The 11,348-nt window shown below is 53.7% G+C and carries 11 protein-coding genes, 1 tRNA gene and 1 pseudogene; 3 read left to right on the forward strand and 10 right to left on the reverse strand.

Annotated features, from left to right (window positions below; genetic code table 11):
- Window positions 1–3 precede the first annotated feature (3 nt).
- From ACYX34_RS07615 to ACYX34_RS07650, 8 genes and pseudogenes are all read right to left on the reverse strand, one after another.
- Window positions 4–772 (reverse strand): annotated as a pseudogene (locus ACYX34_RS07615) (IS5 family transposase).
- A gap of 289 nt (window positions 773–1,061) precedes the next feature.
- Window positions 1,062–1,772: a pentapeptide repeat-containing protein gene (locus ACYX34_RS07620; RefSeq protein WP_462075956.1), complete on the reverse strand. Its 711-nt coding sequence runs from the start codon at window positions 1,770–1,772 to the stop codon at window positions 1,062–1,064.
- 284 nt (window positions 1,773–2,056) lie between these two features.
- A tRNA-Ala gene (locus tag ACYX34_RS07625) sits at window positions 2,057–2,132 on the reverse strand.
- A gap of 471 nt (window positions 2,133–2,603) precedes the next feature.
- Window positions 2,604–2,930: an Hpt domain-containing protein gene (locus tag ACYX34_RS07630; protein ID WP_462075957.1), complete on the reverse strand. Its 327-nt coding sequence runs from the start codon at window positions 2,928–2,930 to the stop codon at window positions 2,604–2,606.
- Window positions 2,927–5,128 (reverse strand): response regulator, encoded by a 2,202-nt coding sequence (locus ACYX34_RS07635; RefSeq protein WP_462075958.1) that lies wholly within the window; start codon window positions 5,126–5,128, stop codon window positions 2,927–2,929. Before ACYX34_RS07635 ends, ACYX34_RS07630 begins: the two co-directional genes overlap by 4 nt.
- Window positions 5,129–5,343: 215 nt before the next feature.
- Window positions 5,344–6,348, reverse strand: a complete 1,005-nt coding sequence (locus tag ACYX34_RS07640) for a GGDEF domain-containing response regulator (RefSeq protein ID WP_462075959.1) — start codon at window positions 6,346–6,348, stop codon at window positions 5,344–5,346.
- Between the two features lie 47 nt (window positions 6,349–6,395).
- Window positions 6,396–7,034 carry a response regulator gene (locus ACYX34_RS07645; RefSeq protein WP_462075960.1) on the reverse strand — a complete coding sequence of 213 codons (639 nt, stop codon included), beginning with the start codon at window positions 7,032–7,034 and terminating at the stop codon, window positions 6,396–6,398.
- Between the two features lie 78 nt (window positions 7,035–7,112).
- Complete coding sequence (locus ACYX34_RS07650; protein ID WP_462075961.1) at window positions 7,113–7,559, reverse strand: GatB/YqeY domain-containing protein; 447 nt, start codon at window positions 7,557–7,559, stop codon at window positions 7,113–7,115.
- A 153-nt stretch (window positions 7,560–7,712) separates the two neighbouring features.
- Between ACYX34_RS07650 and ACYX34_RS07655 the strand changes: the two genes are divergently transcribed.
- Complete coding sequence (locus ACYX34_RS07655; RefSeq protein WP_462075962.1) at window positions 7,713–7,934, forward strand: hypothetical protein; 222 nt, start codon at window positions 7,713–7,715, stop codon at window positions 7,932–7,934.
- Here the strand turns inward: ACYX34_RS07655 and ACYX34_RS07660 are convergent.
- The gene (locus ACYX34_RS07660; RefSeq protein ID WP_462075963.1) at window positions 7,928–9,337 is read right to left on the reverse strand and encodes an MFS transporter; all 1,410 of its coding nucleotides are present in this window, start codon (window positions 9,335–9,337) and stop codon (window positions 7,928–7,930) included. The two genes, ACYX34_RS07655 and ACYX34_RS07660, sit on opposite strands and share 7 nt — an antisense overlap.
- A 66-nt stretch (window positions 9,338–9,403) precedes the next feature.
- Here ACYX34_RS07660 and ACYX34_RS07665 point away from each other — a divergent pair, with 66 nt between their 5' ends.
- Both ACYX34_RS07665 and ACYX34_RS07670 read left to right on the forward strand, forming a co-directional pair.
- Window positions 9,404–10,075 carry a hypothetical protein gene (locus tag ACYX34_RS07665; protein ID WP_462075964.1) on the forward strand — a complete coding sequence of 224 codons (672 nt, stop codon included), beginning with the start codon at window positions 9,404–9,406 and terminating at the stop codon, window positions 10,073–10,075.
- A 21-nt stretch (window positions 10,076–10,096) separates the two neighbouring features.
- Window positions 10,097–10,381 carry a hypothetical protein gene (locus ACYX34_RS07670; protein ID WP_462075965.1) on the forward strand — a complete coding sequence of 95 codons (285 nt, stop codon included), beginning with the start codon at window positions 10,097–10,099 and terminating at the stop codon, window positions 10,379–10,381.
- A gap of 39 nt (window positions 10,382–10,420) precedes the next feature.
- On the opposite strand, the gene htpX is transcribed toward ACYX34_RS07670, so the two are convergent.
- Window positions 10,421–11,341, reverse strand: coding sequence for a protease HtpX (gene htpX, locus ACYX34_RS07675; protein ID WP_462075966.1), 921 nt, complete (start codon window positions 11,339–11,341; stop codon window positions 10,421–10,423).
- Window positions 11,342–11,348 lie beyond the last annotated feature (7 nt).

Raw genomic sequence — 11,348 nt, forward strand, 5'->3', positions numbered from 1 at the left:
TCATCAGTTGAGCCAGATGACCGAGGCGGCAAGATAGATCGCGCCGAGGAAATTATGCGCCCGGTTCTCGTACCTTGTGGCAATGGCGCGGTATTGCGTGAGTGTTGCGAAGCAGTTCTCGATCAGGTGCCGGGCTTGCTACATGTCTTGATCGTATTCGCGTTGTTCCGTGCGATTTGATTGGGGCGGGATGACGGTTTTGACGCCCGCTGTTGCCAGCAGATCGAGGACACGCGCCTGCGCATCCTACGCGGGATCCGCCAGAAACGCCTGAATGGGTTCAAGGAGATGGGGCTGCAGCCTCTCAGCCCCGTCCAGATCGTGGGCTTGCCCCGGCGTCAGGTGCCCCCCCGTTGGATTGCCCAGCGCATCGCACGACGCATGGATTGTTGTCGTCAATCCGCCTGTTGAGCGCCCGATGCATTCCGTTTCCCTGTCCCCCCTTTTGCGCCGGCTGAGTGCTGGTGGGCGCGGACGAGGGTGGAATCGATCATCGCGTATTCGTTGTCGGCATCTTCCGCCAGATGTTCAACAATCCTTTGCCAGACGCACTGTTGCTCCAGCGCGTGTGGCGCGTATGGATCACCCGGAAATCCCCGAACCGCTCCGGCAGATCGCGCCAGGCGATCCCGGCGTGGTCACGATACAACACCGCTTCAACAACCAGCCGGTTCTCTTTGGCCGTTCCCCCGACAGGTCCCTCACGGCCCGGCAGAACATCCGGGATCCGTTTCCATTGATCATCTCGCAACGCGTAGCGTCTCTTCGCCATTCATAAGCCACTCCCCGGGCTCATGAATAGTGAAGCACACGCAAATTCTCATGTGAATCCAGAAACTTATAGTGCCGTTACCTGATGACACGCCCTAGGTAATGTCCTTCGCGTGCCAACCGGTCTGGCCATGACAGGCCGGTTGTTGGGTGAAGACTCGGCACGCGTAAGTCCTTCACTGCCAGACCCCACAGATGGGGGTCACCACGAGGCCGGACATATGCGTACAGTCGAACCTCACCGCTATGCGGCCTGACTGTGCGTTGGAGGGGGAGCCTATATCAGTCTGCTAACAAGGCTTCGGTGCGTTAAGTCCTTTAGGTAAGACTCGAGGCGCTCCACAGGTCTCATTAATTTGCTCCTGTGTGAGGAATGCTGCACCGGTGAAATCTGCACCGTCAATTCGTGCTCCCTCCATATTGGTCCCCAAGAGCATGGCCCCTTCCAAGTTCGCATTTGTCAAATTAGTTCCACCCAGGTTTGTGCCCAACAGCATCGCACTGCGCAGGTCTGCAGACTCGAGATCAGATCCGTGCAGGTCGGCGCCAGCGAGCATAGCCCTTTGAAGATTGGCGCCGTGTAGCATGGCGTTTGTTTTGCGTGCACCGGCAAGCATTTGTCCTGGGATAGCGCCGGAATAGGGGTTTTCAGCTCTGCCGATGTTCGCAGAGTGCTGAGTCTCGACGCTGGGTGGAGTAGACCGTCCGGTTATGGAACAAGAACCAAGCAGGAGAACGAGCGTAAGTACAAGTGGCCAGAGGATCTTTTCCCATTTTTGATGACCGGTAATCTGCATCCATCGTCGAAGAGCGAGACTCAGTAAAATGGAGGCAAGTGTAATGCATGACCATACTATGATTTCGCTCTTCGTTGCGTATACAGCTGCAACCATGTGAAAGTCATTATCCAACCGATCCAAGATTACACCGTTCTTTGCTGCAAAGATCCCCGCGATGAGAGCGAGGATCCCAGCCGCAAGCTCAAGAGACAACTTGTACATGTGTGAAGAGTAGGCTTCTCGAAAGGAATTGAGTCGTTCTAACGGTTGTCGGCGCATTCTGATGCGAGGTGTTAGTATACACCAAGACAGTCTTCGGAGAAATGTGCGGAGCCAACAGGGAATTGTCTTTTTTGGTCAAGAGCAAGATGAAGCTGGAGCGCTTGAGCAGGCGCAGATTGTAGTAACGTGAGCAGAGGGACACTTGCCCCAGGGTATTGATCCACGGGGCGATTTCTCTACCGGATTGTGGCCAGTAAGGTCTGACGGGGAAGATTAAGAGGGTTTGGTGGAGGGCAGGGGAGTTGAACCCCCGACCCCTACGTTGCGAACGTAGTGCTCTCCCAACTGAGCTAGCCCCCCACGCTTGGGATGTTGGGATCGCGACTCATGGATCCCGCAGGCTTTGCCGCACATGATTGTGCAGGTTTGTTACTGCGGTCGAAGAACGGGGAGGAATATCGAGTCGCGTTTCCCGTGGACGGCATTATACACAACCTGTGGCCGAGACTCTACAGTACCTTTCTGAGTTTTTATTGGAGACGTCTTTTTCCGAGACCATGTATTTTACCACACCTGTGACCAAACTCGAGATAGTGGTGTACGGAACATGGTGAGCCGTCGAAGTTGGATGATACAAGTTCGTCTGCGGAGAAAGCAGGTATCGCTTTTCTCCAACTGCTGATGCGCTCAATCAATTGTATGCAGTCCTGGGCACCCTTTAGGCGAGGGAGGGTTTGATCAGCTTTCTCGCAAGAGAGTGGGCAGGATCGTACACATTCCTGAAATTTCACGTGTCGTCGGAATGACGGCCGTATGGATAGGATCGGACTTTCATCGATAGAACACAGTGACTCGATTGAGAAAATCTTCTAGTTCTACGATATATTGCTCGATGGGGGGTAGGTCGTGTCGTTTTGCAGCATTCTCCAGCTTTGCACCGATTTCTGAGATGACTGCAAACCCATAGCCACCGCCGTCCCCCTTCATGCGGTGGCCAAGCGTTTGAAGTGTCCCCAAGTCTTGTACGGCTACAGCAGTGCGGAGTGTCTGCAGATCCTTCCTTCTGTTTTCCAGGAAGATTGGCGCAATATCTTCAAGGTCTCGACTGATTTCCACCCGTATGGGGGCTTGAGCGTGAGGGGATCGAGGAACTGTCATGAGGCGGTGCGCTCCTTATAGACCTGAAGTACCTCTAGTAACGTGGATTTCTTGACGGGCTTGGTGACATGGGTGTTACACCCGGCCTCAAGAATGCGAGCACCCTCTTCTTTGAGGGCCAGCGCCGTCAAGGCAATGATCGGTATTGAGGGAAGGTCCTGGTCTCGTTCCCAGGTTCGGATCGCCTTTGTTGCAGTACAGCCGTCCATCACGGGCATCTGGATGTCCATCAAGATCAAATCGTAATGAGTCGTCTTGAATTTCTCGACGGCAATTCTGCCATGGTCTGCGACGTCGAGGAGATAGTCAGTCTGTTTTAGATAGGACCGGATCAAGAGTTGGTTATCTGGCGAATCCTCAACCAGAAGAATCTGAAAGGGTTTGGTTGAAACGCTCGACGAGGTTTTCATGGTCTCGAGCGGCCTCGTCGGCGGCGGGATGCCATTTTTTCGATTCATCGCGATGCCGATCGTTTGGAGTAGATCCGCGCGTCGAATTGGTTTGATGAGGTAGCCGCCGAGGCCAAGGTCGTATGTGCGGGCGATATCGTCGGCCCAATGGTTTGAGGTCATCATGACCACCGTGAGGTCGTTCCGATCGGATGACTGCTTGAGCTGTTCCACAACCTGAAAGCCGTTCATCTCAGGCATTCGGCAATCGAGGAGCATGATGTCATAGTTCTCATGCTGTTCCCGTGCACTGCGGAGTACTTCTAAGGCAGCCTGCCCACCTGACGCATCTGTCACATGAGCTCCCCAGGCGCTCAACGTTTCACGAAGGATCTGACGGTTCGTCGGATGGTCATCCACGACCAAGACATTTACTCCAGCAAGATCGATTGGGGGGATGGGTGTCTGAAGGGGGGGAGGCGCTTGAACCTGAAAGAGGAGGGAACAGTGAAACGTACTGCCTTTCCCCACCGTACTTTCCGCCCAAATCTGACCCTGCATCTGTTCCACAAGACGTTTGGTAATCGCCAGACCAAGCCCGGTCCCTCCATACTGCCTGGTCGTCGACGTGTGGGCCTGTGTGAAGCTGTCAAAAATGGAGCGAAGTTTATCGGTCGGGACTCCGATGCCTGTGTCACTGACGGAAATCCGAATCGCACCAGCGCTCGTACGGTCAGGGTCGTTGATGACGCGAACTTCAACGTTCCCTGTATCGGTAAATTTAATGGCATTGCCGATGAGATTGATCACGATTTGTGTCAATCGTGTTGGATCGCCGATCAAGCGGCACGGTACTTGTCGGTCGATATGGGATGTCAGCTCGATTCCCTTCTCATTGGCCCGCAAGGCCAATATGTCGATGGCTTTGTCCAGCGTTTCGCTGAGGTCGAACTCAATGGTCTCCAGTTCTAGACGTCCCGCCTCAACTTTCGAGAGATCAAGGATATCGTTGATCAGGTTCAGTAGTGTCCCTCCGGCACGCCTGAAAATCCGCAGGTACTTTCGTTGTTCCGGGGTCAGGGATGTCTCCCAGAGAAGGTCAGCCATTCCGATGATCGCATTCATAGGAGTTCGAATTTCATGGCTCATGCTGGCGAGAAATTCGCTCTTGGCGCGACTGGCGACTTCAGCGACTTCTTTGGCGACACGAAGTGCTTGCTCGACGTAATGCCGTTCGGCTGCTTCCAGTGCGAGTGTCGCCAGGGTTGCGAGCAGGCAGCAGAGGTGTATGTCTTGTTGGCTCCACTGTCGAGTTGTTCCGACAGACTCGGCGCAAAGTATCCCGATCAACTTCCCCTTCCGTCTGATCGGCGCACTCAAGGTCGATTGAATCTTAAAGCGAGTAAAGTAGCGCGGTACCAACTCGAGGGTGCGTGGATCGTGTGAGGCGTGTTCTACGGCAATGGCACGACGTTCACGATCGAGTGATCGTAGATAGACCGGGCAGTCTTTGGATTCAACGATGATATCGTGGCTTGAGTGCCCTTGGCTCGATTCGGAAAGATCAAGGAGGATGATTTCATCCTGGTCTTCAGAAAGCAGCCAGGCACTCGTTCGCTTGACGCGTAACAGTTTGGAACAGGTTTTCGAAATTGCCCGGAACGCATGGACCAGGTCGCCACTACTCAAGGCCTCACTTTGCGCGAGTTGATGGAGCGCGTCCTGGTACTGTCTCAGAACAGCACTGGTGTCCCCTTTCGTCGATGGTGGAGATGTGCGGGGAGCTTGGGATCGTGGTGTCGCGCTCATATGCTTGGAAGTGAATTGAGGAGGTCGAGACCGCTGGGTGGTTCTCGAAACTCGCTTGTGGGATAGACGTCGTGGCATGGGGCCAGAATGCTTAGGGAATAGGAGCAGTCCCACTGGTCGACATGTCAGACCATCCTACAGACGGGACCGATTCAGTCCAGCATCTTCAAACGATCCGACGCTCATAGGGCGACAGAGCCTGCGTCAATTGTTCGCTACGTATTCGGTGAATCTTGGACCAACGACAAAATGCTGGCGGATCTGGCTCGATTACGCCCTTCTTGTTTGGCTTGATAGAGGGCCTGATCTGCAGCCTTCACAAGGTCCGTGGGAGAAGAGTGTCTGCTTGGAACCACACAGGCATACCCGACGCTGATGGTCACGGGTTGCCCATCGGCTTGTGGAATGCCGAGCGCCTCGACACGGCGGCGAAGACTCTCGGCGACTTGTGCGGCCCCGTCAATTCCTGTTCCGGGGAGGACCGTGACGAACTCGTCTCCTCCGTAGCGCGCAACAAGATCTCCGGGACGATTGACAGCACTGGAAATCGCCGCGCAGACCTGCTTCAGGCATTCATCGCCGGCGGTGTGCCCCTTGGAATCGTTGTAGGTCTTGAATCGATCGATATCGAACATAATGAGAGATAATGGGGTCGACTCACGCAGGGATCGTCGCCATTCTTGATCGAGAAAATCATCGAACTGGCGTCGGTTGGTGATGCCGGTCAATCCGTCTAGACAGGAGAGCCGCAGCAACATTTGATTGGCCTCCTGAAGTTGACGCATGACCTCAAGGAGTTCGTGCTCTCGTGCGCGGCGGCGGTCGATTTCGTGAACGAGTCGGAGTACCGATCTCACTCGTGTGAGGAGCTCGATTTTATTGATCGGCTTGGCGACATAGTCCATCGCACCGGCGGCGAACGCAAGCTGGAGATCAACAGGGTCGGTTTTCACGGTCACCATGATGATCGGGGTATCGCGGAAACGGTCAACGGCCTTGATCTGGCGACAGGCTTCGATGCCGTTCATTTGTGGCATGAGCATGTCCATGAGAATAAGATCCACCCGTGCAAGGCCTTGTTTTCCTCCATCTAGCCCGAGTTGCTTGAACGCAGCGGCTGCGCAGTCTGTTGCGATGATATTTTCGTAACCGGCCGCAGACAAGATGGTCTGGAGCAGGAGACGATCATCCGGCGAATCATCAACGAGGAGGATGCTCATAGGTGCACAAATGTTGAGAAAGATGTGAACTGGTCGAATCCTAACAGCTAGCCTTGGTAAACACCAGGATAAAGCTTTTTGAGGCAGGGTTGACAGAGGCCGTGGCTGAACTCGGCTTCAGAATGTTCACCGATATACTCCTCGATTTGTTGCCAGAAGCCACCGTCGTTACGGATTTTTTTGCAGGAGGCACAGATTGGAATCAGGCCGCGCAGCACTTTGACTTCCCGCAGGGCCTGCTGGAGCTCCTCGTTACTCCGACGGAGCTCAGCTTCGCGCAGTTTGCGGCAGTCCATTTCCTGCTTTAGCGTGAGGGCGGAGGTGACTCGTGCGAGAAGCTCAACGCGTTTCACGGGCTTGTTAATATAGTCCATGGCTCCCGCAGAAAAGGCATCCTGCAGGTTCTCGAGGTCGTTTTTGGCGGTGACCATGATGATCGGGATGTCGCGAAGATGGGAATGTTGTTTGATCCTTCGGCAAGCCTGCACACCGTCGATCTCTGGCATGAGCACATCCATCAGGATCAAGTCGATGTCGCTTGCTGACTGGTTACCATCCAGATTCAATATTGAAAAAGCCGCTTGGGCGGACTCTGCGCCGAGAATCTGACCGTGGCCTGCTTTGGTCAGGACGGATCGGAGGAGCGCATAGTGATCTGTTGAGTCGTCAACGATGAGAATGGCCATCGCTCTTACTCTACGGCTGAAATCGAAGAAAACTGAAGCCGGGTTAAGACCGATGCTAGTGGATACACGAGGGCGGGATCAGGAGAGCTTGCGCTTCACAAGCTCGCTGACGTGCTTGCCGTCGACAGTCTGCCCTCCAAGACGTGCCATGACAGCCTTCATCACAGCTCCCATATCCTTCATCGACCGGGATCCTGTGTCGGCAACGACAGATGTGACCAGGGTCTCAAGTTCTTCCGGTGAAATCGGTTTTGGCAGATACGCTTCGATGATCTCAATTTCTTGACGCTCCTTGGCGGCCAATTCCTGTCGTTGCGCTTTTTCAAACTGTTCGACCGACTCGCGACGTTGTTTGACGAGCGTGGTCATGACTCGGCTCATTTCAGCGTCATCAAGGTCACGCTTCAGTTCCACTTCTTTGTTCAGCACTGCCGCTTTGATCATTCTGATCACATCCATGCGGAGCTGATCCCGCGATTTCATGGCGAGCTTGAGGTCTTCGGTTAGGCGATCATAGAGCGACATGAGGAGCCTCTTGGTGGTTGCAGGATATAGGTGCTGCGGAGCATACCCGCCTTGTTCGAACGAGTCAACGAGCTGGAGTCCTACGGTATTCAATGGATAAGAGGTGGTATGATATGCACGATGAATCACCGATCCTAACTAAGGAGGATGAGCATGGTTGAACGGCTCATGGAGAGGATAGGAGACACCTATCGGGTGGTGGTTGTTTTGATTGGAATTGGAGTCGCAAGTGTTGCAGGGTGTGCTGCTGACTCACCCAAGCCGGCGCCGATAATCACGCAGGATCAGGTCAAGGGTAATGCCGATAAGTTGTTTGAAAGACTGAAACAAGAGGAGAACAATCGTACGGCTGGGTCTGGACCAGCGCCTTACTGATCGGTGCCGGTCGGTCGCCGCGAAAACTGTCGTAACGGTTTCAATAGTGGTAATTCCCAGAGTAATCGGCGGTGAGCACGTTGTTCAACTTGACGAGGCTCGTGAAAAGTCTGGAACAGCGTGACTGACACGAGCAGGCGGAACAAGCCGGAGAGAAAGAAAATAAACGGGAGATTGGAGGCCGGTTCCAACGTGACGGCTCCCATATGGAGGCTGCTCGGTACGGTATGAATCAAGAAGCTTCCGGCTACGGTCCCAAGCGCCCACCCGATGGCGTTGACAATGCTTGAGACGGCGACGGCCTTTGCACGATCCGTTGGGTGCACTGCGTCAAAGACATAATTGTTCAACCCAAGCCCTAATCCCGCCCAGACCACGCCTCCGAAGAAATTCACGGTGACCAGAAAAACCCACGCTGTACAAAACAGGTAGAGCATCGGCAAGAACGCCACGAGCAGTCCGGTGAAGGTGAGCAACGCCTTGTTGCCAAAACGATCTCCGAATTGCCCCCAGCCCGGTAAGGTCAGAAATTGACCAAGAATGCCTGCCGCAATCCAGGTTCCATATTGCCAATGGGCGAGGTGAAGGTCCTGAATCAGGTAGAGGACAAAGAACGGACCTGCAATCAGCACCGCAGCATGCATGAGCCCTGAAAAGAGTAAGAAGTGGCGAAAGTTGTGGGAGACGCCCGTACGAAGAAAGTCCAGAAAGCCCGTTGGATTGCGGTTGGGGGTATGCAGAGGGAGTCCGGTAACCTGTTGAAGTAATACGGCTGATGCACTCCGACAGAGCCCTACTGTCAGAAAGAGGATCGAGAAGCCAACCCATAACAGGTCTCGGTTCTCAAAGATGCTCAGTAAGCCCCCTGCCAAGCAGAGCACCAGTAGGCTTGTGATGGCAACCACGCGTGATCGTCTGGCGAAGTACGTGCCCCGCTCATTGGGATTCAGTAATTCGGTGATGAGACTGTTCCAGGCTGGGGAGGTGAAATGGGTGCAGGTGAAATAGATCGCGACACCCGCAATGAGAAGCCAGGGACCATGTTCTGGCCAGAGTAGGGGTAAGCCAAAAATGGGAATCCAGGAAACGGATTGACCGATAATACCCCAGTAGATTTGGGATGCTTGGCTTGGAAACCAGTGCGAGATTTTGATGGAAACCAGTTGAGCCCAGGTACCGAGAAGCTGAGGAATGGCCGAGAGAATACTCAACTGAAGCGGTGTAGCGGAGAGGAGAAGGGCGAAGGCCGAAAGATAGTGCTCGCCTCCTCCTTGAGCGATGGCTTGAAAGATCCCGTCACGAATGCCGAAGCGCCGACCGGATTCATGCGGCTCTAACGTTGCGGGGTGATTGCGACGATCTCGCTCTATTGAACGCGAAGGGGGCGTGGGTTGATCAATCATACGATAACGCTGGAGTCACTCTACCATACCTCGGACCAGGCACAAGGTTTCAGTGATGATGGCCTCATGGAATTGACCGGTCAGGTCTATGTCAGTACCATACGCTCCATGCTCTCCGATGCTGCTGCAAGGCGATGGTCAGATATCTACATGGTTGCCTCTATGTTGTCTGCGACTCTTTTTTGTCAGCCGGTAGTCGATGCGAAGGATCTCTTGCCGCTGAAGGAACAGGAGTCGACCGAGGTTGGGTCAACTCAGAGTCCGTCATTTGACGATCAGGAGAAAGATGTTCCGCAGTCTCTTTTTACCTGGATCAACCTGGCCAAAGGGTTTGATGTGGAGTGGGATACCTTTGGTCGAAAAGGGTGGTACACCCAAGATCCTCGTTTAAAACCAATTGGATCTGGCTCTGTGTTCACACCGGAGACTCCAGCCATTTATATTGTATTCGAAGTAGCTCCTCTGGAAGACCCGACCCAATTTGCTGTGCAATGGTATCGAGAGGAGCCAAACAGTCAGATGCATCAGAAACTGTTGGGCAAGGATGTCTTGGAAGTGCCTGGTCATGAGCGGTATGGGTATCTGGAGATGACACGATCAGGTGATCGGTGGATCGTGGGTAACTATGTTGCCAAGATTTATATCGCACCGATCGGGCAGCAACCGTTTCATGCAGTGAATCAGGTCGGCATGATGCGTTTTCGTATTGTGCCCTCTGAACAGGACCTGATCAGGTAGGTTCCTCGGAACAGGAGTGATATGGGAGAACGTCTGAAAATTACAGATCCAGAAAAGCTGGCCTTGCTCTATGAGCGATTTCGAGATGTCTGTTTGGTTGAGAAAGAGGTCTGGAAAGAGATTTTCATGCCTCGCGATGTCTCGCAGGGGCCTGTGCGAACAAACATTCAAGAACGCTATGAGGTCGAGATCACTGATCCAGGGATTGAGGCCACGCTTGAAGCGAACATTGTGCTTGGCCAGAATGCGCTAGCAGCTGCGATTCAAGAATACCGTGAACACCTCGTCTTTTATCGGCAGGTATGACACCCACAAGGCTGTGGGTGTCATACCTGCTGTCCAGTGTTAAGCAGTCAATCGTTGCAGGGCTTCGATCCGTACCTCGATTGGAGGATGTGTCGCGAAGAGATGCATCACTCCGGATGAGTTCCCGGAAATTTTCATCGTTGCCAAGGCATCTTGGCCGGTGTATTCGAATTGGGTGCGGTTCACCCATCGGTCAATGCCGCGAAGGGCGTTGATCATCGCCTCCTTCCCATAGACCTTGGCGGAGAAGGCGTCGGCCGCAAATTCACGGCGGCGCGAGTGCCAGCTTACGACCAGCATGGCGAGGAAGGACAAGACGACCTGCAGGAAGATGTAGACCACAAGAGCCAGAATGGGATTGCCTGTATTCCCTTCCTCTCGATCTCCTTGGGGTTGCCCGACGAGTTGTGAGAGGAAGTTGCTGATGTAATAGACAAAGGTGTTCATCAATCCAGAGAGCACCGTGGTGGCAAACATATCGCCGTTGTAGACATGGCCCATTTCATGGGCAAGGACGGCCTTCACCTCGTCCTCTTTGAGGTTCTGCAGAAGACCCGTGGAGACGGCAACCATCGAATTATTCTTGCTGGGGCCGGTTGCAAAGGCATTGGGATCAGGGGAATCATAGATCCAGACTTCCGGCATCGTGATATGAAGTCGTTGGGCAATCTCCTGAACCGACCCATAGATGACTTGTTCAGCATGTGACCGAGGCTGGGTGATTTGTTCACAGCTCAGCATGGCTCGTGCCATCTGCTTGGAGAAGGCCAAGCTGATAAAGGCGCCGCCAAACCCGATGACCAATGCCCAGACGAGGAGCTGCTGGTTATAAATTCCCCGCACATCGATGCCAAATGCGGGTAACACAACATTGACCAAGAGTGTAGCTGTCAGCGACAGAGTGATGTAGATGAGAAAATTTGCAATCAGGAACAGGCCGATGCCTTTGAGCCACTTCATGAATATC

This window comes from Nitrospira sp. CMX1 (genome assembly GCF_054902215.1).

What these genes read in the sequence shown, in the direction of transcription:
- ACYX34_RS07620 (WP_462075956.1), bottom strand. Translation starts at nt 1,772, where the DNA reads ATGTACAAGTTGTCTCTTGAGCTTGCGGCTGGGATCCTCGCTCTCATC.
- ACYX34_RS07630 (WP_462075957.1), bottom strand. Translation starts at nt 2,930, where the DNA reads ATGACAGTTCCTCGATCCCCTCACGCTCAAGCCCCCATACGGGTGGAA.
- ACYX34_RS07635 (WP_462075958.1), bottom strand. Translation starts at nt 5,128, where the DNA reads ATGAGCGCGACACCACGATCCCAAGCTCCCCGCACATCTCCACCATCG.
- ACYX34_RS07640 (WP_462075959.1), bottom strand. Translation starts at nt 6,348, where the DNA reads ATGAGCATCCTCCTCGTTGATGATTCGCCGGATGATCGTCTCCTGCTC.
- ACYX34_RS07645 (WP_462075960.1), bottom strand. Translation starts at nt 7,034, where the DNA reads ATGGCCATTCTCATCGTTGACGACTCAACAGATCACTATGCGCTCCTC.
- ACYX34_RS07650 (WP_462075961.1), bottom strand. Translation starts at nt 7,559, where the DNA reads ATGTCGCTCTATGATCGCCTAACCGAAGACCTCAAGCTCGCCATGAAA.
- ACYX34_RS07655 (WP_462075962.1), top strand. Translation starts at nt 7,713, where the DNA reads ATGGTTGAACGGCTCATGGAGAGGATAGGAGACACCTATCGGGTGGTG.
- ACYX34_RS07660 (WP_462075963.1), bottom strand. Translation starts at nt 9,337, where the DNA reads ATGATTGATCAACCCACGCCCCCTTCGCGTTCAATAGAGCGAGATCGT.
- ACYX34_RS07665 (WP_462075964.1), top strand. Translation starts at nt 9,404, where the DNA reads ATGGAATTGACCGGTCAGGTCTATGTCAGTACCATACGCTCCATGCTC.
- ACYX34_RS07670 (WP_462075965.1), top strand. Translation starts at nt 10,097, where the DNA reads ATGGGAGAACGTCTGAAAATTACAGATCCAGAAAAGCTGGCCTTGCTC.
- htpX (WP_462075966.1), bottom strand. Translation starts at nt 11,341, where the DNA reads ATGAAGTGGCTCAAAGGCATCGGCCTGTTCCTGATTGCAAATTTTCTC.